General features: G+C 71.6%; 23 protein-coding genes. 18 read left to right on the forward strand and 5 right to left on the reverse strand.

All coding sequences use genetic code 11. The features are described 5' to 3' along the window. Window positions 1-120 precede the first annotated feature (120 nt). The 4 genes from OG709_RS25760 to OG709_RS25775 all read left to right on the forward strand — a co-directional run bounded on the left by OG709_RS25760 (window position 121) and on the right by OG709_RS25775 (window position 3,926). A complete protein-coding gene (locus tag OG709_RS25760; RefSeq protein ID WP_250297720.1) occupies window positions 121-1,023 on the forward strand; it encodes an ABC transporter ATP-binding protein in 903 nt (300 codons plus the stop codon). Continuing rightward, window positions 1,020-1,805 (forward strand): ABC transporter permease, encoded by a 786-nt coding sequence (locus OG709_RS25765; RefSeq protein ID WP_250297719.1) that lies wholly within the window; start codon window positions 1,020-1,022, stop codon window positions 1,803-1,805. The genes OG709_RS25760 and OG709_RS25765 overlap by 4 nt, the downstream gene beginning before the upstream one ends. A gap of 137 nt (window positions 1,806-1,942) precedes the next feature. Then, entirely contained in the window at window positions 1,943-3,295 is a 1,353-nt protein-coding gene (locus OG709_RS25770) for a sensor histidine kinase (protein ID WP_250297718.1), read from the forward strand. Then, on the forward strand, window positions 3,285-3,926 hold the full coding sequence (locus OG709_RS25775; RefSeq protein WP_250297717.1) for a response regulator: 642 nt from the start codon (window positions 3,285-3,287) through the stop codon (window positions 3,924-3,926). Before OG709_RS25770 ends, OG709_RS25775 begins: the two co-directional genes overlap by 11 nt. A gap of 8 nt (window positions 3,927-3,934) precedes the next feature. Here the strand turns inward: OG709_RS25775 and glgX are convergent, their stop codons facing one another. After that, entirely contained in the window at window positions 3,935-6,223 is a 2,289-nt protein-coding gene (glgX, locus tag OG709_RS25780; RefSeq protein WP_329167748.1) for a glycogen debranching protein GlgX, read from the reverse strand. Between the two features lie 188 nt (window positions 6,224-6,411). Between glgX and OG709_RS25785 the strand changes: the two genes are divergently transcribed. The 6 genes from OG709_RS25785 to OG709_RS25810 all read left to right on the forward strand — a co-directional run bounded on the left by OG709_RS25785 (window position 6,412) and on the right by OG709_RS25810 (window position 12,999). Next, a complete protein-coding gene (locus tag OG709_RS25785; RefSeq protein ID WP_250297715.1) occupies window positions 6,412-7,584 on the forward strand; it encodes a L,D-transpeptidase in 1,173 nt (390 codons plus the stop codon). 181 nt (window positions 7,585-7,765) lie between these two features. Continuing rightward, window positions 7,766-9,025, forward strand: a complete 1,260-nt coding sequence (locus OG709_RS25790) for a L,D-transpeptidase (protein ID WP_250297714.1) — start codon at window positions 7,766-7,768, stop codon at window positions 9,023-9,025. A 101-nt stretch (window positions 9,026-9,126) separates the two neighbouring features. Next, window positions 9,127-9,894, forward strand: a complete 768-nt coding sequence (locus OG709_RS25795) for an enoyl-CoA hydratase/isomerase family protein (RefSeq protein ID WP_250297713.1) — start codon at window positions 9,127-9,129, stop codon at window positions 9,892-9,894. A 220-nt stretch (window positions 9,895-10,114) separates the two neighbouring features. Beyond that, window positions 10,115-10,639: an ATP-binding protein gene (locus OG709_RS25800; RefSeq protein WP_329169203.1), complete on the forward strand. Its 525-nt coding sequence runs from the start codon at window positions 10,115-10,117 to the stop codon at window positions 10,637-10,639. Window positions 10,640-11,014: 375 nt separating this feature from the next. Further along, window positions 11,015-11,821: a polysaccharide deacetylase family protein gene (locus OG709_RS25805; protein WP_266640666.1), complete on the forward strand. Its 807-nt coding sequence runs from the start codon at window positions 11,015-11,017 to the stop codon at window positions 11,819-11,821. Then, window positions 11,818-12,999, forward strand: a complete 1,182-nt coding sequence (locus OG709_RS25810; protein WP_250297711.1) for a YncE family protein — start codon at window positions 11,818-11,820, stop codon at window positions 12,997-12,999. The genes OG709_RS25805 and OG709_RS25810 overlap by 4 nt, the downstream gene beginning before the upstream one ends. Window positions 13,000-13,018: 19 nt before the next feature. Here the strand turns inward: OG709_RS25810 and OG709_RS25815 are convergent, their stop codons facing one another. Continuing rightward, window positions 13,019-13,690 carry a GNAT family N-acetyltransferase gene (locus tag OG709_RS25815; RefSeq protein WP_250297710.1) on the reverse strand — a complete coding sequence of 224 codons (672 nt, stop codon included), beginning with the start codon at window positions 13,688-13,690 and terminating at the stop codon, window positions 13,019-13,021. A 118-nt stretch (window positions 13,691-13,808) separates the two neighbouring features. Here OG709_RS25815 and OG709_RS25820 point away from each other — a divergent pair, with 118 nt between their 5' ends. Further along, window positions 13,809-14,021, forward strand: coding sequence for an EF-hand domain-containing protein (locus OG709_RS25820; RefSeq protein ID WP_250297709.1), 213 nt, complete (start codon window positions 13,809-13,811; stop codon window positions 14,019-14,021). Between the two features lie 137 nt (window positions 14,022-14,158). After that, on the forward strand, window positions 14,159-14,821 hold the full coding sequence (locus OG709_RS25825) for an ANTAR domain-containing response regulator (RefSeq protein ID WP_250297708.1): 663 nt from the start codon (window positions 14,159-14,161) through the stop codon (window positions 14,819-14,821). A 61-nt stretch (window positions 14,822-14,882) separates the two neighbouring features. Here OG709_RS25825 and OG709_RS25830 read toward each other — a convergent pair whose 3' ends face one another. Next, complete coding sequence (locus OG709_RS25830) at window positions 14,883-16,115, reverse strand: glycoside hydrolase family 64 protein (RefSeq protein ID WP_329167749.1); 1,233 nt, start codon at window positions 16,113-16,115, stop codon at window positions 14,883-14,885. Window positions 16,116-16,437: 322 nt separating this feature from the next. Between OG709_RS25830 and OG709_RS25835 the strand changes: the two genes are divergently transcribed. Further along, on the forward strand, window positions 16,438-17,136 hold the full coding sequence (locus OG709_RS25835) for an NADPH-dependent F420 reductase (protein ID WP_266644870.1): 699 nt from the start codon (window positions 16,438-16,440) through the stop codon (window positions 17,134-17,136). Window positions 17,137-17,219: 83 nt separating this feature from the next. On the opposite strand, the gene OG709_RS25840 is transcribed toward OG709_RS25835, so the two are convergent. After that, a complete protein-coding gene (locus OG709_RS25840) occupies window positions 17,220-17,777 on the reverse strand; it encodes a glycoside hydrolase family 25 protein (RefSeq protein ID WP_250297705.1) in 558 nt (185 codons plus the stop codon). A gap of 409 nt (window positions 17,778-18,186) precedes the next feature. On the opposite strand from OG709_RS25840, the gene OG709_RS25845 reads away from it, so the two are divergent. From OG709_RS25845 to OG709_RS25865, 5 genes are all read left to right on the forward strand, one after another. Then, on the forward strand, window positions 18,187-19,272 hold the full coding sequence (locus OG709_RS25845) for a branched-chain amino acid aminotransferase (protein WP_250297704.1): 1,086 nt from the start codon (window positions 18,187-18,189) through the stop codon (window positions 19,270-19,272). Window positions 19,273-19,453: 181 nt separating this feature from the next. Further along, window positions 19,454-20,674, forward strand: a complete 1,221-nt coding sequence (locus OG709_RS25850; RefSeq protein ID WP_250297703.1) for an alpha/beta hydrolase — start codon at window positions 19,454-19,456, stop codon at window positions 20,672-20,674. Window positions 20,675-20,943: 269 nt separating this feature from the next. Continuing rightward, a complete protein-coding gene (locus tag OG709_RS25855; RefSeq protein ID WP_250297702.1) occupies window positions 20,944-21,483 on the forward strand; it encodes a hypothetical protein in 540 nt (179 codons plus the stop codon). A 2-nt stretch (window positions 21,484-21,485) separates the two neighbouring features. Further along, on the forward strand, window positions 21,486-21,911 hold the full coding sequence (locus OG709_RS25860; protein WP_266640659.1) for a tail fiber domain-containing protein: 426 nt from the start codon (window positions 21,486-21,488) through the stop codon (window positions 21,909-21,911). A gap of 61 nt (window positions 21,912-21,972) precedes the next feature. After that, window positions 21,973-22,764, forward strand: coding sequence for a 2OG-Fe(II) oxygenase (locus OG709_RS25865; protein ID WP_329167750.1), 792 nt, complete (start codon window positions 21,973-21,975; stop codon window positions 22,762-22,764). 10 nt (window positions 22,765-22,774) lie between these two features. Here the strand turns inward: OG709_RS25865 and OG709_RS25870 are convergent, their stop codons facing one another. After that, window positions 22,775-26,110: an ATP-binding protein gene (locus OG709_RS25870; protein WP_329167751.1), complete on the reverse strand. Its 3,336-nt coding sequence runs from the start codon at window positions 26,108-26,110 to the stop codon at window positions 22,775-22,777. Window positions 26,111-26,210: the final 100 nt, after the last annotated feature.

Raw genomic sequence — 26,210 nt, forward strand, 5'->3', positions numbered from 1 at the left:
TCCCGGCCGCTCACGCGGAAGGCCGCCACGGGTCGTAGGCCGGTATCAACCGATCGGCTGATGCCGGTTCGAGCGTGATGGCGGATGCCGCGGGACGCCGGTTCCGGCGAACCTCTGAACATGGCAATCATCGAAGTGAACGGACTGCGGAAGGCCTACGGCGCCCAACCCGCCGTGGACGGGGTGTCCTTCGCCGTCGAGGTGGGGGAGATCTTCGGGATCCTGGGACCGAACGGCGCGGGCAAGACCACGACGGTGGAGTGCGTCGTGGGGCTGAGGGTGCCCGACGCGGGCGCCGTCCGGGTGGCCGGATTCGATCCGGTCGCCGACCACGACCGGGTGACGAAGATCCTCGGCGCCCAGCTCCAGGAGAGCGAACTCCAGCCGAAGATCACCGTGCGTGAGGCACTGGAGCTCTACTCCTCCTTCTACGCGCACCCCGCCGACTGGCGCCCGCTCGCCGAGCGCCTCGGCCTCGAAGCCAAGCTCGACGACCGTTTCGCCAAGCTCTCCGGCGGTCAGAAGCAGCGGCTGTCCATCGCACTCGCCCTGATCGGCAACCCCCGGGTGGTCGTGCTCGACGAGCTGACGACCGGACTCGACCCGCGCGCCCGCCGGGACACCTGGAAGCTGATCGAGGACGTACGCGACAGCGGGGTGACCGTTCTGCTCGTCACCCACTTCATGGAGGAGGCCCAGCGCCTCTGCGACCGGATCGCCGTGATCGACAAGGGCCGGGTCGTCGCTCTCGACACCCCGGCCGGGCTGATCCGCCGCTCGTCCAGCTCGACGGTCATGACCTTCACCCCGTCGTCCCCGCTCGACGTACGGGAACTGGAAGGTCTGCCCGGTGCCACGGCCGTGCAGGAGCGGGACGGCGGGCTCGTCATCGACGGTACCGACGAGACCGTCAACGCCGTCATCACCCTGCTCGCCAGGAACCGCATCACCGCCCACCAACTCCGAGTCACCGACGCCACGCTGGACGACGCGTTCCTCGACCTCACGGAGGCCGCAGCATGAGCACCACGACCGCGAACCCGCCCGCGACGGTGACCCGGCGGGCCGGGGCCTCCGCCACCGTGCTGCGGACCGAGGCCCGGCTCTTCCGCCGGGAGCCCGCCACCCTGTTCTGGGTCATGGTGTTTCCCACCCTGCTGCTGGTGATCCTCGGCTCCATCCCCTCGTTCCGGGAACCCACCGACGCGCTCGGCGGCGGACGGCTGGTCGACGCGTACGTCCCCGTCACCGTGCTGCTCGCCATGATCCTGGCCGGCCTCCAGGCCATGCCCCCGGTGATCACCGGCTACCGGGAGCGCGGCATCCTGCGCCGGATGTCCACCACCCCGGTCCGCCCCCACGCGCTGCTCGCGGCCCAGATGGGACTGCACGGTGCTGCCGGGCTGATCTCCACCCTGCTGTCGCTCGCGGTCGGCCGGATCGCCTTCGACGTGCCGCTGCCGCGCCAGGCCTTCGGATACGTTCTCGCGCTGCTGCTCGCGATCCTCACCGCGCTGGCGCTGGGCGCGCTGGTCTCCGCGCTGTCGCGCAACTCCAAGGCCGCCAACGCGATCGGCTCGGCGGTCTTCTTCCCGATGATGTTCTGCGCGGGCGTCTGGCTGCCGGTCCAGACCATGCCGGACACCCTCGCCCACATCGTCGAACTCACCCCCTTCGGCGCCGCCTCCCAGGCGCTCAGCCAGGCGGCCACGGGCAACTGGCCCGGCTGGACCCACCTGGGTGTGCTCGCCCTGTGGGCCGTCCTGCTGTCGGCCGGGGCCAACCGCTGGTTCCGCTGGGAGTGACCACAGGAGCGGACGCGGCAGCGGGAAAAGGAGCGGGAAGGAGAGCAGGAACGAGAGCGGGAACGAGAGCGGGAAGGGGAACGGGGATGGCCGCACGAGCGGGCACCGAGCCGGACCGGACCGGGCAGACTGGTCGGATGACCGTCATCCCGGCCGATCCGACCGGCTCCACCGCCCCGGCCGTATCCGCTCACCCGGACCGTGCGCGCGTCAGGGAGGCAGCCGTCCGGGCGGCGGCAGCCTCCTCGCTGGTCGAGCAGCGCTGGGCGACGTTGCAGCGCTGGGGCCCGTACGGTCTCCTCGCGTTCTCCACCGTGGTCGGCTCGGCGACCATCGGCGCGCTCGGGACGACCACCGGCGAGCTGTACGTCGCCGGAACCCTGATCGTCGCCGCTGTCCTCCTCCAGCTCTGGTGGGGACGGGCCCTGCCCAGCCGCCAGGGCCCCGGGACGCTCGGCGCCCTCTACTACTTCCTGCGCTGGGCGATCGCCTTCGTGCTCACCTGGATCAACCCCTTCTTCGCCTTCTACGCGTCCACCGGCTACATCGGCGCGGAGCGCGTGCTGCCCCGCAGACTGCTGCGGGCCGGTCTGTTCGCCTCCGCCGTCACGATCGCCGGATCCCAGTCCGGTGGGCTGCCGCCCCGCGGTTCCGTCGGCTGGGTCATCTTCGGGGTGGTACTCGGGATCAACCTCACCCTGCTCACCGTCTTCGGCCGCGTCGCCTCCCGGGAGGAGGAGCTGGCGCGGGCCCAGGTCGTCACCATCGGTGAACTGGAGCGGACCAACATCCGGCTCCAGCAGGCCCTCGACGAGAACACCGCCCTGCACGCCCAACTCCTCGTCCAGGCACGGGAAGCGGGCGTCGCCGACGAGCGGCGCCGGCTCGCCGCCGAGATCCACGACACCCTGGCGCAGGGGCTGACGGGCATCATCACCCAGCTCCAGGTGGTCACCATGACCGGCGGCACCCCGGAGACCGCCCGGGAACACCTGGCCCGCGCCCAGCAACTGGCCCGCCACAGCCTGGGCGAGGCCCGTCGCTCCGTGCAGAACCTCAGCCCGGTCGCGCTGGCCGACGACTCGCTGCCCGAAGCACTGGAGAAGCTGGTCGGGGAGTGGTCCCGGTCGACGGGCGTACGGGCCGAGTTCACCGTCACCGGCACCGTCGAGCCGCTGCACGACGAGGTCGAGGCCACCCTGCTCCGCATCGCCCAGGAGGCGCTCACCAACACCGCACGGCATTCCGGGGCCGCCCGGGTCGGGGTGACCCTCTCGTACATGGACGACGAGATGGCGCTGGACGTACGCGACGACGGCCGGGGCTTCGACCCGCTCGCCCTTCCGCCGCGCTCCACCGGCGGGGGCTTCGGACTCGGCGGGATGTGCGCCCGCGCCGAGCGGATCGCGGGCACGGTGACGGTCGAGTCCGAACCGGGACACGGGACCGCGGTCTCCGCTCGCGTACCTTTGGTCCGCGATGAGATCTGACGTCATCACCCTGCTGATAGTCGACGACCACCCCGTCGTCCGGGACGGCCTGCGCGGCATGTTCACCGGCACCCCCGGCTTCGAGGTCCTCGGGGAGGCGGCCGACGGTGTCGCCGGGGTCGAACTGGCCGGACTCCTCGACCCGGACGTGGTCCTGATGGACCTGCGGATGCCCGGCGGCAACGGTGTGGACGCCATCGCCGAGCTGACCCGCCGGGGGAGCCGCGCCAAGGTGCTGGTGCTGACCACGTACGACACGGACTCCGACACCCTCCCGGCCATCGAGGCGGGCGCCACCGGCTACCTGCTCAAGGACGCCCCGCGCGACGAACTCTTCACCGCGGTACGGGCGGCGGCCGACGGCCGCACGGTCCTCTCCCCGGCGGTCGCCTCCCGGCTGGTCTCCCGGGTCCGCGCCCCCGTCCCGCCGGGCCGCGACGCGCTGAGCGCCCGTGAGCGCGAGGTCCTGGTGCTGGTGGCCAGGGGTACGTCCAACCGGGAGATCGCCCGTGAGCTGTTCATCAGCGAGGCCACGGTCAAGACCCATCTCACCCACATCTACGGCAAGTTGGAAGTGAAGGACCGGGCAGCCGCGGTCGCGGTGGCGTACGACCGCAAGATCCTCGGCTGAGCTCCGCGTCACATCCGCACCTTCAGCAGCAGCACCGACCGCGCGGGCACGGTGACCGCCGTGCCGCCCCGGTGCAGGGTGCCCGGCGCCGCGCCCTGGTCCTCCCGCGAGGTGTCGACGAGCAGTTCGTACCCGTCCGCCCACGGCGCCCCGGGAAGCAGGAAGCTCACCGGCCGCGCCCCCGAGTGGAGCACCGTCAGGAAGCTGTCGTCGGTCACCGCCGCGCCCCGGGCGTCCCGGCCGGGGATGTCGCGTCCCGAGAGGTAGACACCCAGCGTGGCGGCCGGTGCGTACCAGTCCTGCTCCGTCATCTCACTGCCGTGCGGGGTGAACCACGCCAGATCCCGCAGCCCGTCGGTCGCCTGCGCCCGCCCGGAGAAGAAGGCGCGGCGGCGCAGCACCGGGTGGGCGTGGCGCAGCGCGAGCAGCCGGGAGGTGAGACCGAGCAGCATCCGCGGCCCCGGCTCGTCCAGGAGCGACCAGTCGATCCAGCTCACCTCGTTGTCCTGGCAGTACGCGTTGTTGTTGCCGCCCTGGGTCCGCCCCATCTCGTCGCCCGCGACCAGCATCGGCACCCCGGTCGACACCAGCAGCGTCGTCAGCAGGGAGCGCAGTTGGCGCCGGCGCAGCGCGTTGACGTCCGGGGCGTCCGTCTCGCCCTCGGCCCCGCAGTTCCACGACCGGTTGTCGTCGGTGCCGTCCCGGTTGTCCTCGCCGTTGTCCTCGTTGTGCTTGTGCCCGTAACTGACCAGGTCGCGCAGGGTCAGCCCGTCGTGCGCGGTGATGAAGTTGACGGAGGCCTGCGGGCGGCGCCCGCCCCAGGCGTACAGGTCGCTCGAACCGGAGAGCCGGTACCCCAGATCGCGTACGTCCGGCAGCGCACCCCGCCAGAAGTCCCGCACGGCGTCCCGGTAGCGGTCGTTCCACTCCGTCCACAGCGGCGGGAAGGAGCCGACCTGGTAGCCGCCGTTGCCCACGTCCCACGGCTCGGCGATCAGCTTCACCCGCCGCAGCACCGGGTCCTGGGCGATGACCGCGAGAAAGGGGGAGAGCATGTCGACGTCGTGGAACGACCGGGCCAGCGCGGCGGCCAGGTCGAAGCGGAACCCGTCGACGCCCATCTCGGTGACCCAGTAGCGGAGCGAGTCGGTGATCAGCCGCAGTACGTGCGGCTGCACCACGTGCAGGGTGTTGCCGCAGCCCGTGTAATCCGCGTACCTGCGGGGATCGCCCTGCAGCCGGTAGTAGCCGCGGTTGTCGACACCGCGCAGCGACAGCGTCGGGCCCAGCTCACCGGCCTCCGCCGTGTGGTTGTAGACGACGTCCAGGATGACCTCGATCCCGGCCGCGTGCAGCGCCTGCACCATCCGCTTGAACTCCCCGACCTGCTGGCCCCCGGTCCCGGACGCGGCATAGCCGGCGTGCGGGGCGAAGTAGCCGATGGAGTTGTACCCCCAGTAGTTCTTCAACCCGCGCCGCAGCAGATGGTCCTCGTGGGCGAACTGGTGCACCGGCAGCAGCTCGACCGCCGTCACGCCCAGCCGTACGAGATGCCCGATCGCCGCGGGATGCGCCAGCCCCGCATAGGTGCCCCTCAGCTCCTCCGGGATCCCCGGATGGCGCCGGGTGAAGCCGCGCACATGGAGCTCGTAGATCACGGTGTCCGCCCACGGCGTCTTGGGCCGGAGGTCGTCCGCCCACTCGTCGCCGGGGGTGTCGTCGTGGACGACGACCCCCTTCGGTACGTACGGCGCCGAGTCCCGCTCGTCGCGCACGGTGTCCGCGATCTCCTGCTGCGGCCAGTCGCGTACGTGCCCGTACACCTCGGGCGGCAGCGTGAAGTCCCCGTCCACGGCGCGCGCGTACGGATCGAGGAGCAGCTTCGAGGCGTTCCAGCGGGCGCCCGTCCAGGGGTCCCAGCGCCCGTGGACGCGGTAGCCGTACCGCTGACCGGGGCGCACCCCGGGCAGGAAGCCGTGCCAGATCTCATGGGTCAGCTCGGTCAGTTCGCAGCGGGCCTCGTGGCCCTCCCCGTCGAAGAGGCACAGCTCCACGGCCTCGGCGCCGCCCGCCCAGAGGGCGAAGTTGGTGCCCGCGACCCCGTCCGGTCCCACCCGGTAGCGCGCCCCCAGCGGCATGGGCGCCCCCGGCCACACGGTCAGCGGTGGTGCGGCGTCCTCCTCCTGCTCGCTGTGCTGCTCGCTCCCGTGCCCGTTCGGCAGGTGAGGGCTCTCCCGCTCGGGCACCGCTCCCGGCACGGCTTCCCGTACGGTCTCCTGCTCGGCTGCGCTCGACACCTGTCGGCCTCCCGCGGCTCATCAGGACCGGCGCCACGAGGGCGCACGGCGTCCCGGCCGTTGCTTCCCTCGCGTGGTCCTCCTCGTTGTTCTGCCCGCAACAACCGTCGATGTCACGTTTCCCCCGCAGGGGGGTGGTCGTTGAGCGGGGCGTGAGAGAACTGACAAAGCGGACAGGTGCGGGCATCATGGCCGTGCTGACATGGGCGGGACTGATGGCCGGGCTGGCCGGATGCGGCGCCGGGGGCGACGGAACCAGTGGCAAAGCGGGGTCGTCCGAACAGGCGATCCGGGTGGTGCCCGACGACGGGGCGAAGGGCGTCGGGGCCGGTGAGAAGGTCGAGGTGCGGGTCGCGAGCGGCAGCAGGATCGAAGCGGTCAAGGTCGTGCGGATCGCGGACGGGCGGGAGGAGGCCGTACCGGGGAGCGTTTCGGGCGACGGGCTGAGCTGGAGACCGGACGGTCCGCTGGGTCCCGCCGCCACGTACAAGGTCGACGCGACCGCCTCGGACGGGCAGGGGCACCGGCTGGCCCGCCACACCACCTTCACCACGGCCGTGCCCAAGCACCGGTTCATCGGCTGGTTCACCCCGGAGAACCGGGCCACCGTCGGCACCGGAATGATCGTGTCGTTCCGCTTCAGCCGCCCCGTCGAGGACCGCCGGGCGATCGAGCAGGCGATCGACGTCACCGCCCTGCCCGCGGTGCCGGTCGCGGGCCACTGGTTCGGCAACAGCCGCCTCGACTTCCGCCCGAGCACGTACTGGAAGCCCGGCACCCAGGTCTCCGTCGGGCTGCGGCTGCGCGGGGTGCGGGCGGCGCCCGGGGTGTACGGGTTCCAGCAGAAGACCGTGGGCTTCACGGTGGGCCGCTCCCAGACGTCCGTGGTGGACGCGGCGGCGCACACCCTCACCGTGCACCGCGACGGGGCGCCGGTCACCACCCTGCCGGTCAGCGCGGGCGCCGACGCCCACCCGACGTACAACGGCAGGATGGTCGTCATGGAGAAGTTCGCCGTGACCCGGATGAACGGGCGGACGGTCGGCTTCGGCGGTGAGTACGACATCCCGGACGTCCCGCACGCCATGCGCCTCTCCGACTCGGGCACCTTCGTGCACGGCAACTACTGGGCCCCGGCCCGCACGTTCGGGGCGGTCAACACCAGCCACGGCTGCGTCGGCCTGCGGGACGCACGCGGTGGCAGCGCACGCTCCCCGGCGGGGCAGTTCTTCGACGGGTCGCTCATCGGCGACGTGATCGAGGTGGTCAACTCGCACGACGGCCAGGTCGCCCCGGACAACGGACTCAGCGGCTGGAACCTCAACTGGACCCGGTGGAAGGCCGGGTCCGCGCTCGGCTGACGCTTCTGCCCCGCCACCCGTATGACCTGCACCGCCGCCGCCCGGTTGGGACGGAACGGTGACATTACGGGGGAGCCCCGTGCGCCAGGGATGTGATTATTCTTTAGCGGACGCGCGGAACCAGCGCGTGGGGGTACGTGCTTCGGCGGGGCCGGGCCGTGCGCGAGGGGAGACCACCATCTTGAACGGGCTACCGATATCCGGCAGATCGACCGGGAGACGGCCGTCGCGCCGTGGGCGGCGTGGCGGGCCCGGCCTGCTGGCCCTGTTGCTGGGGGCGATGCTGCTGCTGGTCACGGCCTGCGGTGGCGGCTCGGACAGCGGCAGCGAGGGGAAGGCGAAACTGGGGTCCGGCAAGGCTGCCGACGACACCGCCGCCTCCCAGGCCGTCGTGACGGTCGCACCGAAGGACGGCGCGGACTCCGTGGCCACCAGCGGCGCGCTGAAGGTCACGGCGGACAACGGCAAGCTGACCTCCGTCGTCGTGAAGGACACCAAGGGCCACGAGGTCGGGGGCACCATCGCTGCGGGCGGCGCCAGTTGGGAGCCGCTCCAGCACCTGCCCGCCGCGACCCGGTTCAAGGTGCACGCGGTCGCCAAGGACGCCAAGGGGCGGGAGTCCGCGAAGGACACCTCGTTCACCACGCTCGTCCCGGAGAACACCTTCATCGGCCAGTACACGCCGGAGGACGGTGCGACGGTCGGCGTCGGTATGCCGGTCTCGATCCACTTCACCCGTGGCATCACCCACCCCGACGACGTGGCGAACGCGATCAAGGTGACGGCGGACCCCGCCGTACCGGTCGCGGGCCACTGGTTCGGCAACGACCGTCTCGACATCCGCCCCGAGAAGTACTGGGCGGCCGGGACCAAGGTGACCGTGAAGCTGACGCTCGACGGGGTCGAGGGCCGGCCCGGGGTGTACGGCAAGCAGACCAAGACCGTGCGGTTCACCATCGGACGCTCCATGGTCTCCACCGTGGACGCCGCGAAGCACACCATGAAGGTCGTCAAGGACGGCAAGCAGATCAGGAACATCCCGATCAGCGCGGGCGCCCCGGCGACCACCACGTACAACGGTCAGATGGTCATCAGCGAGAAGTACGCGGTGACCCGGATGAACGGTGCCACGGTCGGCTTCGGCGGTGAGTACGACATCAAGGACGTCCCGCACGCCATGCGCCTCTCCGACTCGGGCACCTTCGTGCACGGCAACTACTGGGCGGCGAACAGCATCTTCGGCGCGGCCAACACGAGCCACGGCTGCGTCGGCCTGCACGATGTGCGCGGGGGCTGGAGCAAGGAGACCCCGGCCGCCTGGTACTACAACCAGTCGATCGTCGGCGATGTCCTGATCGTCAAGAACTCGCACGACAAGACGATCCAGCCCGACAACGGCCTGAACGGCTGGAACCTCTCCTGGGCGGACTGGAAGAAGTAACCCCGGCTCGGAATGTGCCGCAGCTTGCGGGGTACGGCCCTGGTGCACTGTGACCAAGTGCACCAGGGCCGTACCCCGTTAACCAGCGCTAACCTGCTGCCATGACAGTCACCCTCGAAGTCTCCGAAGGCGTCGGCACCATCCGGCTGGACCGCCCGCCCATGAACGCCCTGGACGTCGCGATCCAGGACCGGCTGCGGGAACTCGCCGAAGAGGCGTCCCGGCGCGACGACGTACGCGCCGTGGTGCTCTACGGCGGCGAGAAGGTGTTCGCGGCCGGCGCGGACATCAAAGAGATGCAGGGCATGGACCACGCGGCGATGGTCGTACGCTCCCGGGCGCTCCAGGACTCCTTCACCGCCGTGGCCCGCATCCCCAAGCCGGTCGTCGCCGCGGTCACCGGCTACGCGCTCGGCGGCGGCTGCGAACTCGCGCTCTGCGCCGACTTCCGGGTGGCCGGGGAGAACGCCAAGCTCGGCCAGCCCGAGATCCTGCTCGGGCTGATCCCCGGCGCGGGCGGTACCCAGCGGCTGTCCCGGCTGATCGGCCCGTCCAAGGCCAAGGACCTGATCTTCACCGGCCGTCAGGTGAAGGCTCCGGAGGCCCTCGCCCTGGGGCTCGTCGACCGGGTCGTCCCGGCGGCCGAGGTGTACGAGCAGGCGTACGCCTGGGCGGCGCGGCTCGCCCAGGGGCCGGCCATCGCACTGCGCGCCGCCAAGGAGGCCGTCGACGCGGGCCTGGAGACCGACATCGACACCGGTCTCGCCATCGAACGCACCTGGTTCGCCGGTCTGTTCGCGACCGAGGACCGCGAAATCGGCATGCGCAGCTTCGTCGACGAGGGCCCCGGCAAGGCCAAGTTCCGCTGAGAGGTCACCGGTTGGGTGGATTGACGGGGACGGCGGGCGGCCTCTGACGCCGGTCCCCGCCGTCCTTGACTTTCGTTCATCAGGTGAGTGTCTTCGCAGGTCAGCAGGGGTATGGAGACACTTTTCATGCCGTTGACATATGCCAATCCGACGAGTCACCCCCTCGGATTCCTGGTCGTGGATTCCCCGGGAACGGCCCCGGAAGCTCCGTGGGCCCGCCATGATGGAGGACATGGCGGGCCTGGAGGGTGTGGAGCAGCCGCGACAGCGCGCAGAGGCGATGGCTGTTCGCTGGTCGCCTGCGGCCGAGGACGAACAGGCTCTGAAAGCAATGGAGTTGTTCGGAAATCCCACGGAGGGTGAAGTCCGGCTGCCGTCCCGCCCCGAGTCCGCGGCCACCGCGCGCCGGCTCACCCAGTGCGTGGTGCTGCGCCAGTGGGGACTCTCCCCGCAGACCGCGGAGTACGCGGTGTTACTCGTGTCGGAGCTCGTCGGCAACGCGGTGCGCCACACGGGCGCCCGCGCCTTCGGGCTGCGGATGCTGCGCCGCCGGGGCTGGCTCCGGATCGAGGTCCGCGATCCGTCCCGCGGGCTGCCCTGTCTGATGCCGGTGCAGGCCATGGACATCAGCGGACGCGGCCTCTTCCTCGTCGACAAGATCTCCGACCGCTGGGGCGTCGATCTGCTGCCGCGCGGCAAGACCACCTGGTTCGAGATGCGGGTCGCGGACCGTCAGCCGTCCTGAACTGCAGAAGCCCCCGGTCGGCCGGGTTACGGCGCTGCGGGGGCTTCTGTGGAGCGCCGTGGATCAGGGGGGGTGAATCCACGGCGGCTTACGGCGATCCGGCCCGGGTCAACGGGGATCGTGTCTCCGACTATGACAGAGGGGAGACCGTGCCGCCAAAGTCGCCAATCGGGTATATCGCCCACACTGTGACATTCCGCGAATGAATCGTAGGTGAACTGAGTCACCCACCTGGTAAACGATGAATAAATACCGGAAGCGCCGCATGGATGGCGGACCGAGTCACCGGGTTGCTACTCCTTGTGGTCGTACGGTCGTCACGCCTCTGAGGTGACAAATCAGGATCTTCTCCGTGTTTCGCCTTTAACTGGTCGAGTGACTGAGATAGACCGCCGCAGCGCACTGCGCGCAGGAGCGGGCGTGGCCGTCGCCGGGGCCCTCGCCGCAGGCTGTTCCGACGGCGCACCCGCAGCCGAGCCGTCCGGATCCGCGCCGCCCGGATCCGCGCCGCCCGGCGCGGCCAGGGCCGCCGCCTCCCCGGCGCCCCGCCGCGCCCCGGCCCCCCTCGCCTTCTCCGGGCAGCCGGCGCAGATCGTGCACGGCCCCCGCAACCGCCCCCGCGTTGCGCTCACCTTCCACGGCCAAGGCGAACCGGCCGTCGCCAAGGCCGTGCTCGCCGAGGTGGAACGGGCCGGCGCACGGGTCACCGTCCTCGCCGTCGGTACCTGGCTGGACGAGTATCCGCAGATGGCCCGCCGGATCCTCGACGGCGGCCACGACCTCGGCAACCACACCCTCCACCACACCTCCATCTCGTCGATGGGCGAGGAGGAGGCACTCGCCGAGATCACCGGCTGCGCGGACCGGCTGCGCAGGCTCACCGGCTCCATAGGCACCTGGTTCCGCCCCTCGCGCACCCCGTACGCGACCCCGCTCGTCCAGAAGCTCGCCGGGCGGGCCGGGTATCCGCACGTCCTCTCGTACGACACCGACTCGCGCGACTACACCTCGCCCGGTGCCGCGGCGGTCACCCGCAACGTCACCGACGCGGTCCGCAACGGATCGGTCGTGTCCCTGCACTTCGGCTACGCGGACACGGTCGCCGCGCTGCCCGCCGTCCTCGACGCACTCGCCCGCCGCGGCCTGCACGCGGTGACGACCACGGAGCTGCTGACTTCATGATCACGCAACGCACCGCCACGCTCCTCACCGCCGCCCTCCTCGCCGCGGTGGCAGGCTGCGCCTCGTCCGCACAGAAGAGTTCGCCGCACACGGGCACCACCGAGGGCGCGGCTCCGCCGGCCGTCGCGGCGAAGAAGGCGGACCCCACCGGGCTGCCCGGGATGCCGCCGGTCCTCGATCCCAAGGACCTGTACGTGGCGGACCGCCCGAACAAGCTGTCGCCGGTCGTCAAGGACTTCCCGTCGCGCGTCTACGTGCCGAACACCAACTCCAACACGGTCACGGTGATCGACCCGAAGACGTACAAGGTCACCGGGACCATCCCGGTCGGCGTGCAGCCCCAGCACGTCGTGCCCTCCTGGGACCTGAAGACGCTGTGGGTCAACAACGACCGCGGCAACACCCTGACCCCGCTCGACCCGCGAACGGGCAAGCCGGGCAAGCCGGTCAGCGTCCACGACCCGTACAACCTCTACTTCACGCCCAACGGCAAGTACGCCATCGTCATGGCCTCGATGGACCACCAGCTGGTCTTCCGCGACCCGCACACCATGAAGATCGCCAAGACCCTCCCCGTCACCTGCTCAGGCGTCAACCACACGGACTTCTCGGCGGACGGGCGGTACTTCATCGTCTCCTGCGAGTTCTCCGGCGAACTGCTCAAGGTCGACACCGAGAAGATGAAGGTCATCGGCCAGCAGAAGCTGCCCTTCCACGGCGCGATGCCGCAGGACGTCAAGATCTCGCCCGACGGCAAGACCTTCTACATCGCCGACATGATGGCCGACGGCATGTGGGTGCTCGACGGGGACACATTCACCACCCCGAAACTGCTGCACACCGGCAAGGGCTGCCACGGTCTCTACATCAGCCGCGACTCCAAGGAGATGTACATCTCCAACCGCGGTGAGGGCACCATCTCGATCTTCGACTTCCCGGCGAAGAAGCTCACCAAGAAGTGGGTCCTGCCCGGCGGCGGCAGCCCCGACATGGGCGGGGTCTCGGCCGACGGGAAGGTGCTCTGGCTGACCGGCCGTTACAACGCCGAGGTGTACGCGATCGACACCACCACCGGGAAGCAGCTCGCCCGCATCCCCGTGGGCAGCGGCCCGCACGGACTCGCGGTGTATCCGCAGCCGGGGCGGTACTCGCTCGGGCACACGGGGATCTTCCGGTAGGCCGTGTCCCCGGAGTGCGCTACCGGGCCCGGTCCGCCACCAGCAGCGCCTCGGAGCCCACCGGCCGGTACCCCGCCGTCCGGAACGCCCGCACGCTGCGGGCGTTCCCCGGCGACTGCTGCGCCCACACCGTCCCGCCGTCGACCAGGTGCCGGGCGGCCACCGCCAGCAGCGGACCCAGGCCCCGGCCGCGCGCCGCCTCGTCCACCTCGACAGCGGCCTCCGGGCGCCCCGCGACGCCCTGTCCGAGGATCAGCACCCCGCCGTCCGCCGCCCATACCCGTACGCCGTCCCGGAACGTCCTCGCCCGCACGACCCGCGGATGGTCCGGGTCCTCGATCTCCCGCAGCGCGAGCGGCGGCGGGCCCGGCAGCGCGGGGGCGGCCGTCAGCAGGTCGATGGTGTTCATCCGCCGTCCGGTACGGGCCATCAGCGCGGCCAGGAAGCCGGGGTTCATCGTCGCGGCGAGCGGGTCGCAGTCCGTCGCGGCCAGGGTGGCCCGTATCCACTCCGGGTCCTCGTCCAGGAAGACGACCGAGTGGGCGGTGAAGGCCAGTACTCCGGCGTCCCGGGTGTTCGGCTGGGCGACCACCGTGGTGGAGCCGTCCGGCGGCGGGAAGACTCCCCGCGCCGCAGCTGCCAGGATCTCCGCCAGTGTGCCCCTCGCGGGCGCCGCGCTGTCCGTTCTCATACGCCTATCCTGCACCGGCCCGGGTCCCCGCCCGGCAGGGGCGAACCTCCGCGGAGTCCCCGCACCCTGCCCGTTAATCTGACTTCCGTCAGACACGTACCAAGAAGGGGTGGACCCAGTGGCGGACATAGAAGAGGCCCGCAAGGCGTTCGGGCGTCTCGATGTGGACGGCGACGGCCGGATCACGGCGAGTGAGTACAAGAGCGTCATGGCGCAGCTCGGTGACTTCCACGTGACCGAGACCGTGGCTCAGTCCATCATCAGGTCCAAGGACGCCAACGGTGACGGAAAGCTCTCCTTCGACGAGTTCTGGGCCTCGCTCGACAAGTAGCGGGGCGGCGGACCGGCGGTGGCCAGGAACGGCCGCCGTCGGTTCCGTACCCGAGCCGTGCGTCGGTTCCGTACCCGATTCGTGCTTACCGGGCGTACGGCACCCAGGACGCCGCGGGCTGGGTAATCTGGCCCGACATGGAGCAGGAACAGCAGTGGATGCGCAGCGCCTTCGGCCTTGCGGCCGTCGCGGCCGACGAAGCACGTGCGCCTCAGCTCATGCGTCACCTGTGCAATTACTGCGTGGAGTTGCTGCACCTCTCGGGTGCCGCCGTGATACGGGCAGGGGCGGCCGGTTCCCAGGAGGGCGGGCCGGGTTCCGAGTGCCTCCGCGACGACCGCGCGCTGACCAACCTCGACCTGCGGGAAGAAGCCCGGCGCTGGCCGGAGTTCACCGCGCGGGCACGGGCGGGCGGCCATACGGCGGTGACCCTGCTGCCGCTGCGCGGCACCGCCGCCCGTCCCTGCGCCGTGCTCCAACTGCTGAGCAAGGAGCGGCAGTTGTCGGAAACTGAGGTCGAATCCGCCCAGTGGCTGGGTGATCTGGCCGTCGCGCTCCTCACGCAGGGCGACGAACTGCGAAGACAGCGCGAGACGGCCGAGCAGCTGAGCCGGGCGCTGGACAGCCGGATCGTCATCGAGCAGGCCAAGGGTGTGCTCGCGGAACAGCTGCGGCTGGACATGGACGGGGCCTTCGCGGTGCTGCGCGGCCACGCCCGCTCGAACAGACTGAAGCTGACGGACGTGGCGCGGGCCGTGGTGGAACGCCAACTGGTGCTGGACGTAACGGAGTCGGGGTGATCCGGGGTGGGGATGCGGGCCCTCGCGCCGCACCCCCACCCCGTACTCCACTGCCGGCCGGTCAGGATCCGACGGACACCGTGAAGCGGACCGGGTTGCCGTCGTTGGCGGCGCCCGAGACGTCCGGCTGGCCGTCGGGGATCACGTCGTCGTACGGGAAGGCGTACCCGATCGGCGAGTTGGCGTGCACCACCCGCGCCCAGTGGTTCGTCACATCGCCCTGGTAGTAGTCGGCCGCCGTGGTGCCGTTCGGCTGCTGCGGGTGGGTGAGCATGAGCGAGCGGTTGAATCCGGCGGCGATCCGGGCGAGCAGGCCCTTCTTGTCGTCGGGGTCGCCCGGATTGTTGGCGAAGGGGCCGTGGTTGCAGGTGAACACGGACTTCGAGTCGGGCTTGCTGAAGGAGTGCCCGCCGTTGAACGTGAGGGTGTCGCCACTGACCCGCCCGGTGAACACCCCCCGGTCGCCCTGGAGGTCGATGGTGAGATCGGTGGAGCGGTACTTGTCCCAGACCTGGTCGATGTAGCCGGTCCACAGATCGCGGAACGGCATCTGGTCCGGCCGGTCGAAGAAGGGCGCCATCAGATTCTGCGGCGAGATCACCCGCAGGACCCGGCCGTCCGACCCGTGGGTGACCAGCTGGTCCCAGGGCTGACCGTCCTTGGCGGCCTGCGCGGTGAGGTCCGCGGCGATCCTGTCGACGGCGCCGTCGGGCAGCGGGGCGACCGTGTGCTTCGTGGTGCCTTCGAGCGTGAGCCCGATGGGCAGCGAGGTGACCAGGTCGACGTAGGAGATGTTCGCGTACAGCTGGTCCGGGTTGAAGGTGAACTCGCAGAACGACCAGGTACGGCCGTAGTTCGGATCGGTGGAGGTGGCGAATGCCGGTTCGACCAGGGCGGGCCCCGGGTTGAGGAAGAAGTCCAGCTTGCCGTCGCGTACGAAGTAGACGCGCGCACCGTACATCTGAGGCAGCGTCAGGGTGACGGGACCGGCTCCCGCGGCCTTGAGCGGGATGGCGCAGTCCACCGGCAGGGGGGTCTGCGGGGCCGAGGGGGACTCCGGATGGTAGACGCTGCCGTCGGCGCGCAGCAGTACCCACTGGCCGGTGCCCTGCTCGTGGCCGGTGACGTACGCGTTGACGCTGCCGGACAACGACGTGTTCTCCAGGGCCAGTTCGCAGGTGGCCGCAGCGGCGGAGGCGTGTGGGGAGGGCGCGCCTGCCCAGGCGGGCCCGGTGAGCGCGGTGGCGGTGGCGGCGGCGGTGGCGCCGGTCAGGAACAGTCTGCGGGAAATCACGCACGGTCTCCTGTGGTCTGTGGGGGGCGGAGTGCGGCAGGCGCTCACGTGGTGGAGGCGCCTTCTGTGGTGCTCTTGGCGGTGGAGGGACGCACTGGGAGGTGGACGGGTGCTCTGGGTGCTCTCGGGGCTCTCGGGGGTGGACGGACCTACTGTTGCGAGAGCCGGGAAGGCAGGTCAAGACCTATGCCTGAGAGCGCTCTCACTATCTCTTATCCTTCACAACTCGAAGACAGGAAAGGGTGCTTGACGGAAATCTCCGTCCTTCGCGACGCATTCGGCCGTACTCCGGAATAGCCCCGACGGTCCGGGGGTTGGTGCACTGCGACATCGCTCGACACCGTCACTCCGGAGGTCAGTCATGAAGATCGGCATCATCGGCGCAGGTCAGATCGGCGGCAATCTCACCCGGCGGCTCACGGCCCTCGGGCACGACGTGTCCGTGGCCAACTCACGCGGACCGCAGACGCTGGGCGCGCTCGCCGAGGAGACCGGCGCGACCCCCGTCACGGCGGCCGAGGCCGCCCGGGGCGCCCGGGTCCTCGTGATCGCCATCCCGGTCCACGCCGTGCTCAACCTGCCGTCCGGGCTGCTCGACGGAGCGGCGGACGGCGTCGCGGTGATCGACACCGGCAACTACTACCCGCAGCAGCGCGACGGCCGGATCGACGCCATCGAGGACGGCCTCACGGAGAGCCGCTGGACCGAGCGGCAGATCGGCCACCCGGTGATCAAGGCGTTCAACGGCATCTACGCCCACAACATCCTCGACGAGGCGCGGCCCCGGGGCGCAGCCGGCCGGTTCGCCCTCCCGGTCGCCGGTGACGACGAGGCCGCCAAGCAGGTCGTACGGGACCTGATCGACGAGATCGGCTTCGACACGGTCGACGCGGGCGGGCTCGACGACTCCTGGCGCCAGCAGCCCGACACCCCTGTCTACGGTCTCTCGACCGACGCGGACGGGGTCGCCAAGGCGCTCGCCGAGGCCTCGCGCGAGCGCCCGGCGGCGTTCCGGGCCTGACCTGCGCCGGACCGGGACGGACCGGGACGGCCGGGGAACCGCGGGCGGGGGTGCGGGCGTGGGGGTGGCTGCGATCGGCAGGTCTACGGCGTGGCCCAGTCCTTGAGGGCGCTCCTGCTCGCGAACCTGGAGTGGGCCACATCCTTGTCGAGCGGGTTGTCGGTGTACTGGTGGAAGGTCCAACTCGCCTTGATCCGGGGCTTTCCCGCAGTCGTGTAGTCCGCGATCCACAGTCCGTCCCCGGCGTACGAGGTGGTGTCGACGGTCAGCCAGAAGTTCCGGTTGGTGTAGAGCAGCACCCGGTACGTGGGCCGCAGTTTCTTCACCGCGCGGATGAAGCTGTCCTTCTCCGCGTTGCTCGCACGGGTGTGCTCGCCGGTGGTCTCCCAGTCCACCGCGAGCAGATCCCCGCTCTTCTCGGGTGTTTTGCTCACGAAGTACTCGGCCTGCGCGGTGATGTTCCCCGGCCACAGGAAGTGGTAGAAGCCGACGACGCATCCGGCGTCCCGTGCGAGTTTGGTCTGGGATGCCAGCCGGGGGTTGACGTAGGTATGGCCCTCGGTGGCTTTGATGAACACGAAGTCGAGACCGCTGGTGCTGAACGACGACTGGTACGTGCTGACATCGATGCCGTGCAGCATGTGCACCGCCTCCTGGTGGTTCGTGGGGACCTCGATGTTCCACTTACCCAGCCGGGAGGGAAAGTCAGCAGCCGCTTACGGCCTGGCGGTCCGTGCTAACGGGTTTTCGAATCCCGGCGTCGGGCCACTCCGGCGCCGGCGGTTCCGTGAAGTGGCGGGCGGCCATGCCTGGTCGGACGTGCCCCGGCCGGAGGCCACGACGAGGGGCAGCCGGGCAGGCTGCTCGCGCTCGTCCTCGACGCCACGTACGGGGCGGGCCACGGAATCGAGTGATCGCCGCGCTTTCCGGTGCTCGGGGCCGACCGCACGCGGTAACCCCCGTGCGGTCAACGGTCGTTAACATGGCGGGTGTGTCCCGGCGGGTATCAACTGTTCTCACCCGCATCCGTGTTGACGTAAGGATTCGGCCATGAGCGCTGGCTTCCCGCTGACCCGTACGACGAAGGCCCTGCCCGACGAGGAACGCCGGGCGATACTCGACGCGCCAGGATTCGGGCGGTACTTCACCGATCACATGGCGTCGGCCGTGTGGACGGAGGACGCCGGCTGGCACGGCCACAAGGTCGGCCCGCTGGAGCCGTTCACGCTGCATCCCAGCTCCGCCGTGCTGCACTACGGGCAGGAGATCTTCGAGGGCCTCAAGGCGTACCGGCACGCCGACGGCAGCGTCTGGCTGTTCCGCCCGGAGGCCAACGCCCGGCGCTTCGCCCGCTCGGCCCGGCGGCTGGCGCTGCCGGAGCTGCCGGAGGAGGACTTCCTGGCCGGTGTGGAGGCGCTGGTCCGCGCCGACGAGCAGTGGGTCCCGGCGTCGGCCGGTGAGGAGAGCCTCTATCTGCGGCCGTTCATGTTCGCGTCCGAGGCGTTCCTCGGGGTGCGGCCTGCGGCGGAGGTCGTCTACTCCGTCATCGCGAGCCCCGCGGGCCCGTACTTCGCCTCCGGCATGACCGGCGTCACGCTGTGGGTGAGCAGTACGTACACCCGCGCGGCCGAGGGCGGCACCGGTGCGGCCAAGTGCGGCGGCAACTACGCGGCGAGCCTCGTCGCGCAGCGGGAGGCCCGCGAGCAGGGCTGTGACCAGGTGATGTACCTGGACGGCGCCGGTCAGGGCAATCTGGAGGAGTCGGGCACGATGAACCTCTGCCTGGTCACCTCGGACGGTCAACTCGTCACACCCGCGCTCGGGACCATCCTGGACGGCGTCACCCGGGCCACCGTCCTCGCCCTGGCCGCCGACCACGGCCTGACCCCGGTGGAGCGGCAGGTCAGCCTGGAGGAACTGCGCGCCGGGGCCACCGACGGCAGCATCACCGAGGCCTTCGCCGCCGGTACGGCCGCGGTCATCACACCGATCGTGGGCTTCAAGGGCGACGGCTACGAATTCACCCTCGGCAACGGAGAGCCCGGCGAGCGGACGGCGGCCCTGCGGGGGCACGTACTGGACATCCAGTACGGCCGCGCGGAGGACGAGCACGGCTGGATGCGGCGCGTGCTCTGATCCGGCGGGCGGCGCGGGCGGCGCGGGCGGGCGGGGCGGGCGGCTGTCCGGTACTGCCCCGGCCGCGCCGTGTCCCCGGCCGTGTCCCCGGTCGGGGAGGGTGGGCGCCACGGCTTTACCCGTGTAAAACCATGGCAAAACCGGCAACCCGGATGCTCTCGTGCCACTCTTGCCTGTCGTGATGAGCCTGACCGGAACCCCCTTCTTCGTGACCGCGATCCTGGTGGCCGCGCTCGCCGTTCTGGTGCCACTGGTCCTCTGGCACAAGGTCCGCGGGCCCGCCGTGGTGCGTGGCGCCGCGCAGCTCGCCATGGTGCTCGTCGCGCAGGCCGCCGCGGTCGTCGTCGTGTTCGTCGCCGTCAACAACGCGAACGGGCTCTACGACAACTGGGGTGATCTGCTCGGCACCGAGAGCCATGTCTTCGCCGCCCCCGACCTCGGCGTCGACGGGACCGGCGGGCGGAACACCGCCGGCGGGCCGCGGATAAAGCAGGCGTTCACGCCGGTCGACGACCCCGCCATGGGCGCGGGCGTCCAGGTCACGCACCTGACGGGCCGGGTGTCCGGCGCGGAGGGTGAGGTGTACGTCTGGCTGCCGCCGCAGTACTCCCACGCGGCGTACAAGGCCAAGGACTTCCCCGTCGTGGAGGTGCTGCCCGGCTACCCCGGATCGGCCAAGGACTGGTTCACCAACCTCGACGTGGTCGGCCAGCTCCGCCACCTGATCGAGAAGCGCCAGGTCAAGCCGTTCATCCTGGTCGCGCCGCGCACCTCGCTGCTGGCCGGGCAGGACACCGGCTGCGCCAATGTGCCGGGCGTCGTCAACGCCGACACCTGGCTCAGCGTGGACGTGCGCAGGATGGTCACCGACAACTTCCGGGCCGAGACCGGCGCCGACGGCTGGGCCGTCGCGGGGATCTCGGCGGGCGCCCACTGCGCCGCCAAACTCGCCATCGAGCACCCCGACCGCTACCGCGCCGGGGTCGCACTCTCCGGCTACAACGACCCGGCCGCCGAGACCGATTCGATCGCGGCGCACGACAAGCTGCTGCGCCGTGAGACCAACCCGCTGTGGATCCTCACGCACGCCGCGCACCCGCCGCGCACCTCGCTGTTCCTCACCGGACAGCCCGGCGACGGCTACGAGGACGCGCTCGCGATCCACAAGGCCGCGAAGGCGCCCACCAAGGTGTGGGTGCAGCGGACCAGCGGCGGTCATCTGAACGTGGTGTGGAAGCCGCTCCTTCCCGAGGTCTTCCGCTGGCTGTCCGGCCGGCTGAGCGGCGTCCACGACATCCGGGGCGGGCCGCTGACGCACCACGGCGGTGGCGGCGCCGCGTCGGTGCAGGCCACGGGCAAGGAGGAGCCGCCGCTCAGGCCGCAGCACGGGCACCACCCCTGACGCGGCCCCCGGCCCCGTGGGCGGCGGCAGGCTGCCGCGGTCGCTCACGGGTTTGTCCGCGTCGCTCGCGTTCGTCACCGTCCCGCCGGTGGTTCATCAGATAGCGCGAACTCCCGTTTGTCCGCTGGTCGGTGCCGGACCGGCGTGGCTACGGTCGTCCGTGTCGCCCCCGAGAGGGCGGCACCCGTCGTGTGCCGCGTGCGCCCAGGCCGTCCGGCCGTCATGCGCCGGTAGGGAATCACGTGCGGGCGATTCCCCCGGGAGTGCACATGAGTTCAGTGGGTCGTAGGACCGTCGCGGTGATGGCCGCGGCGCTGGCGTCGCTGGGCGCGGGGAGCAGTGTCACCGCTTCCGCGACCACCCAACCGGTCGCGCCGTGCAGCGGAGCGGAGTGCCCCAGCCTGCAGCCGACCAGGCTCGCGGTCAGCCAGGCCTCCCTGAACGTCAGCCAGATGCAATTGGAGAACATCCAGGCGATGGCCTCCGACGCGGTGACCGGGGAACCCATCCGCGGCGCGCGGATCGTGTTCGCCACCGTCGGCGGCCGGACGCTGGGGGCGGCCTACACCGACTACGACGGGGTGGCCGCGCTCACCGCCCCGGAGAACCTGGGCCCCGGCACCCTCCAGGAGTTGCTCGGCGGCTACGAGGCCGCGATGGTCGGCGACGGCGTGCACGCCCCGGCCGGGGGCCACGGCGCGATCACCGTCGGTACCGATCAGGGCCCGGGTGTCCCGGGCGCCCCGTGCTCCGTCTGCAGCGACCGGGGGCTCAAGCGGGACGTGGTCCCGGTCGACTGGAGCCGGTGAGGATGCGCATCCTCCACCGGCGGTCCCGGGCGGCCGACCGCGGCACACCGGACCGTCGTGCGGCCGGTGCGCCGGAGGCGGACGCCCGGGAGACCGATGCCCGGGAGAACGGTGCGCGGGAGGCCGGTGCGGTGGCTCCGGTCGGCGCGGTCAACGGGTACGCGGTCCTGGAGACCGTGGCCACGCTGCCCCTCAGCACCTGGCGTTACCTCTGGGAGCCCGAGGACGTACGCCACCTCGGGCCGATGGCCCAGGACTGGCAGGCGGCCTTCGGCTTCAACCAGGACGGCACCACCATCCCCGTCGTGGACGGCCTCGGCGTCGCCCTGGTGTGCGTCCAGGCGCTGAACCGCCGCGTGGAAGAGCTCACGGCCGAAGTGGACCGGCTGCGCGAAGCCACGCGCGCGAACAGGCCCGAGGCGGCGTGACCAGGCCGGACGGGAGCCGGCCCCCGCGGAACACCCGTCCCGATCCGGAAGACAGGACACCATGACGAAGCAGGACGCCCTGGCGGGACAGGAACCCCTGGTGGGACAGGACAACCTGGTGGGACAGGGCCACCTGGCGGGACAGGGCCACCTGGCGGGCCCCACCGAGGTGGTGGAGCAGCGGTCACCGGTGTGTACGGACGCGATCTGGCGGCTTCCGGTGACGGTCTGCCGCATCACCCAGTTCCTGGGCGAGCGGACGGCCGACACCCTGCTGGAGCGTGCCATCGCCTCCACCGGCGACACGTTGCGGCCCTCCATGATCCGGGACCGGGAGGTGGTCCCCGACTTCCGCCGGTCCCGGTCGTGCCAGGAGTTCGCCGCCCCCGAGCTGTTGGCAGCCATCGAAGCGGTACGGGGGTCGGTCGAGCACACCCTGGGCGTCTCCTGCCGGTACACCGAGGCCGACTACAGCCTCAACGTGCACAACGACGGTGACTTCTACCGTCCGCACCAGGACACCAGCGCCGAGTTCTCCCCCCGGCGTCTGCTCACTTTCGTGTACTACCTGCACCGCACACCCCGGCCCTTCGACGGGGGCGAGCTGCGCGTGTTCGACGTCGCCCTGCCGCTGCACACCGCGACCGCGGGAAAGTGGCAGGAGCGCACCTGGCGGGACTGGCAGCCCGAGCACGACAGCATCGTGTTCTTCCTGCCCACCTCCTGGCACGAGGTGCGGCCGGTGAGCTGTCCGGGCAAGCAGCACGCGGACAGCCGCTTCGCCGTCAACGGCTGGCTGTGCAGCCCCGACCCGGCGCACGGGCGGGCCGTGCGCGGCACAAGTCCGGTGTGACACACCGGGGTCACGCCTCGCCGAGCAGACCCCGTGCCCATGCCGCCCGGCGGGCCCCGGCCGGATACGGCAGAACTCCGGCCATCGATTCGGCTCGTGCCAGCTCCCGCGCGCCCTGCGCCGTCCGGTGGAGCCGGGACAGGGACGTCCCGACGGCGATCCGCGCCTCCACCTCGGCGAGGCGTTCCCCGGTGCGCTGCGCCCGTGCCACCTCGGCGCGCGCGAGCCGCAGCGCGGCCTCGGCCCGCCCCGACAGGAGTTCCGCCCAGGCCACCAGCACCGGCGCCTCGTCGGTGTGCCCGTCCAGGACGCGCAGCGCGTCGTCCGGTCGGCGTGCGTACAACGCGAGTTCGGCACGGGCCGTGCGCACCTCGTGCTCCGCCTGCCGGTCCCCGAGCGCGGTGGCGACCCCTCCGGCGCGGTCCAGGAGGGCCGTGGCCTGCTCCGTCTCGCCCAGGAACACCCGCACGCGCGCCAGGGTCGCGAGCGTGTAGGTCAGGCACCAGGCGTCGTACGCCTCCGCGCCCGCCACCGCTTGTTCGGCGAGGGCGCGGGCAGGCTCGGGTTCTTCGAGCAGCAACCGCAGTTCGGCGAGGTTCGCCCGCTCGAAGGCGGCGGCGGTCGGATCACCGGACTGTTCGGCCAGGCCGAGCGCGCGAGTCCCGATCTCCACGGCCTCGCGCAACCGTCCGGCCCGCCGCGCGTTCTCGCGCAGCGTGGAGAGGACCGAGCCGAGCAGCGTCGGATCTCCGTACGCCTCGGCCGGGGCCAGCGCCTCGTCGCCCGCTTCGCGTGCCTGGTCGAACAGGCCGGCGAGTCCGAGGTTGGCGGCCTGCAGGGCGAAGGCGCGAGCCACCAGCCCCTGTCCCCGCAGCCCTGGCATGCGCCGTGCCGCCTCCAGTGCGTGCCGGGCCGCCTCGGCCCCGGCCGCGTACCGCCCCTGGACGCAGCGGACGACGGACAGGGCGAGGTAGTGGCTGGCGGCCGGTTCCGGCGCGGTGTCCGCGGTCACCGGGTGTTCCCGCAGTGTTCGGCGGCCGGATCCGGAGGCGCTCGTCTTGACGAGCGTCTCGGCCAGCAGCGCCGCCGCGAGGACCGCGTGGTCGTGGTCGCCGCGCCGCTCGAACTCGGTCAGGGCGAGCCGTACGGTACCGGCCGCCTGCTCGAAGTGGCCCATTCTGCGCAGGACATGGGCGTGCGCGAGCCGGGCGCGGGCCGCGTCGACGTCCAGTCGGGCCACCAGGTCCTGGTAGTAGCGGTCGGCGGTGTCGTTGGCGTACAGGGCGGCGGCCCGCTCCGCCGCCCGGCGCAGGTACTCGGCCGCGCGCGGGTCGTCGGCGCGCGCGAAGTGGGAGGCCAGGGTGTCGACGGCATCGGGGCGGCGCCGCCGTACCGCCTGTGCGAACGCGGCGTGCAGCTGCCTGCGGCGGACCACGGTCAGCTGTTCGTAGCAGGTCAGCCGGACCAGCGGATGCCGGAAGGCCACCCCCGCTTCGGGCCGCCCGGCCACCACGACGTGCCGTTCCTCGACGAGTGAGGCGGCGATGGCCCGCTCCAGGGCGTCGGCCGCCGCGGCGCCGGACACCGGCGGGTGCAGCCCGTGTTCGGCGACGTCGAGCAGTTCGGACAGCGCGGCGTCGCCCCCGGCCACGGAGAGCGCCTCGACGATGCGGCGCGCGTCCGCGTCCAGCCGCACGAGCCGGTCGGCCACCAGTTCCCGTACGCCTTCCGGGGCGAGGCCGCCGGTGTCCCCGTCGGTCAGGTCGCGGGCGAGTTCGAGGGCGAACAGCGGATTGCCGAGCGAGAGTTCCCACACGCGGTGGATCCGGTCGTCGCGCGACACCTCCGTGGCCGCGTCACGCACCAACGCCAGACAGGCCTCCCTGTCGAGCCGCCCCAACTCCTCGCGCAGGGCGAGGCGTTGGCGCAGCATCGACGCCACGGCCGAGCGTCGCGCGTCGCCGTCGGGGAGTTCCTCCTCGCGGTACGTCACCAGGAACCGCAGAGCCGTCCCCCGCTCCACGGCCCGGCGGGCCAGATGGCTGAGCAGCTGGAACGAGCCCGTGTCGGCGGCGTGCAGGTCGTCGAGCACCACCAGCACCGGGCGCAGCGCGGCCAGGTCGCCGAGCAGTGCCGTGCTTCCCCGGAAGAGACGGTCCCGCTCCTCCTCCGGGCTGCGCTCGCCGGACGTTCCCACCTGCCCGAGCGACGGCAGGAACGAGGCGAGTTCGGGGTACTCGGCGCCGGCCCTCGCGCGCTCGTCCGCACTGTGTTCGGCGAGCCAGCCGTCGAGCGCCTCCGCGAACGCCCCGTACGGCGTGTGCCCCTCCGCGTCCTGGCTGCCGCCCCACAGCACGGCCGTGCCGACCGCGGTGGCACGGCGCGCCACCTCGCCCACCAGGCGGGTCTTCCCCACGCCCGCCTCGCCGCTGAGCAGCGTGACCGGCGGCCCGTCCGCCGAGAGGAGCCGTTCGAGCGCGGCGGCGCGGCCCCGCAGCGGGGGTGCGGCGCGGGCGGCCCGCAGCGGGGCCGGGAGCAGCGGGGTGGTGGGGACGGGGGCGGGCGCCGCGGCCAGCGCGGCCTTGTGCAGCCGCTCCGTCTCCGGGCCCGGCCGCACGCCCAGTTCCGCGTCGAGCATCTCGCGGCACACGTGGTACTGGTGCACCGCGCGGCGGCGCAGCCCCTGACGCAGCCAGGCGTCGATGAGGACGCGGTGGGCCAGCTCCTCCGCGGGGCTGGCCGCGAGGACCTGCTCGGCGGCGGCCACCGCCTCGTCGGTGGCGCCCCGTTCCACGTGTTCCTGCGCGAGCCGGAGAAGCACCTGCTCGCGCAGCAGCGTGAGCTGCCCGCGCCGGCCGTCGGCCCAGCGCGCGTACCGGTCCTCCGGCAGCATCTCGCCGGTGAACCGGTCCAGGGCGCTCGTCAGTTCCTCCACACCACCGTCGGCGAGGGCCGTCCGGGCCGACGCCTCGGCGTCGTCGGCGTCGATCCACACCGTCGCCGGACCGAGGCGCAGAAGTGTCCCGTCGGAGATCAGGTACGAGGAGGTGGCGCGCGGGGCCAACTCGGGTTCCAGGGCGCGGCGGGCGGCGTGCAGGGCGACGCGCAGGCTGCCCGCGGCGGCCTTCGGGTCGGCGTCGGGCCAGCAGATGTCCATGGCCTGTTCGCGGTGGAGCCGGTGCCCGGGGACGACGGCGAGGAGCTTCACCAGGGCCCTGGCCCCGGGCCGGGGCCACCGCTCGGCGAGCGCGGGGCCGCCGTCGCGAGTCACCCTGAAACCGCCGAAAAGGTGCAGGCGCAGCAACGGTGCGGCGGCTGTGCTGCCGTCCGGGCGTTGCGCGTCCATGGAGGCGCACTTTAATCGAACATGCTGAGGGCCCCCCGGGCGAGGCCCGGGGGGCCGTCGGCCGGGTCAGCCGACGGCCCCCCGGTCCGTCGGCCTCCGG

It is taken from the genome of Streptomyces sp. NBC_01267, from assembly GCF_036241575.1.
Classification (GTDB): domain Bacteria; phylum Actinomycetota; class Actinomycetes; order Streptomycetales; family Streptomycetaceae; genus Streptomyces.

What these genes read in the sequence shown, in the direction of transcription:
- OG709_RS25760 (WP_250297720.1), top strand. Translation starts at nt 121, where the DNA reads ATGGCAATCATCGAAGTGAACGGACTGCGGAAGGCCTACGGCGCCCAA.
- OG709_RS25765 (WP_250297719.1), top strand. Translation starts at nt 1,020, where the DNA reads ATGAGCACCACGACCGCGAACCCGCCCGCGACGGTGACCCGGCGGGCC.
- OG709_RS25770 (WP_250297718.1), top strand. Translation starts at nt 1,943, where the DNA reads ATGACCGTCATCCCGGCCGATCCGACCGGCTCCACCGCCCCGGCCGTA.
- OG709_RS25775 (WP_250297717.1), top strand. Translation starts at nt 3,285, where the DNA reads ATGAGATCTGACGTCATCACCCTGCTGATAGTCGACGACCACCCCGTC.
- OG709_RS25785 (WP_250297715.1), top strand. Translation starts at nt 6,412, where the DNA reads ATGGCCGTGCTGACATGGGCGGGACTGATGGCCGGGCTGGCCGGATGC.
- OG709_RS25795 (WP_250297713.1), top strand. Translation starts at nt 9,127, where the DNA reads ATGACAGTCACCCTCGAAGTCTCCGAAGGCGTCGGCACCATCCGGCTG.
- OG709_RS25800 (WP_329169203.1), top strand. Translation starts at nt 10,115, where the DNA reads ATGATGGAGGACATGGCGGGCCTGGAGGGTGTGGAGCAGCCGCGACAG.
- OG709_RS25810 (WP_250297711.1), top strand. Translation starts at nt 11,818, where the DNA reads ATGATCACGCAACGCACCGCCACGCTCCTCACCGCCGCCCTCCTCGCC.
- OG709_RS25815 (WP_250297710.1), bottom strand. Translation starts at nt 13,690, where the DNA reads ATGAGAACGGACAGCGCGGCGCCCGCGAGGGGCACACTGGCGGAGATC.
- OG709_RS25825 (WP_250297708.1), top strand. Translation starts at nt 14,159, where the DNA reads ATGGAGCAGGAACAGCAGTGGATGCGCAGCGCCTTCGGCCTTGCGGCC.
- OG709_RS25840 (WP_250297705.1), bottom strand. Translation starts at nt 17,777, where the DNA reads ATGCTGCACGGCATCGATGTCAGCACGTACCAGTCGTCGTTCAGCACC.
- OG709_RS25845 (WP_250297704.1), top strand. Translation starts at nt 18,187, where the DNA reads ATGAGCGCTGGCTTCCCGCTGACCCGTACGACGAAGGCCCTGCCCGAC.
- OG709_RS25850 (WP_250297703.1), top strand. Translation starts at nt 19,454, where the DNA reads ATGAGCCTGACCGGAACCCCCTTCTTCGTGACCGCGATCCTGGTGGCC.
- OG709_RS25855 (WP_250297702.1), top strand. Translation starts at nt 20,944, where the DNA reads ATGAGTTCAGTGGGTCGTAGGACCGTCGCGGTGATGGCCGCGGCGCTG.
- OG709_RS25860 (WP_266640659.1), top strand. Translation starts at nt 21,486, where the DNA reads ATGCGCATCCTCCACCGGCGGTCCCGGGCGGCCGACCGCGGCACACCG.
- OG709_RS25865 (WP_329167750.1), top strand. Translation starts at nt 21,973, where the DNA reads ATGACGAAGCAGGACGCCCTGGCGGGACAGGAACCCCTGGTGGGACAG.
- OG709_RS25870 (WP_329167751.1), bottom strand. Translation starts at nt 26,110, where the DNA reads ATGGACGCGCAACGCCCGGACGGCAGCACAGCCGCCGCACCGTTGCTG.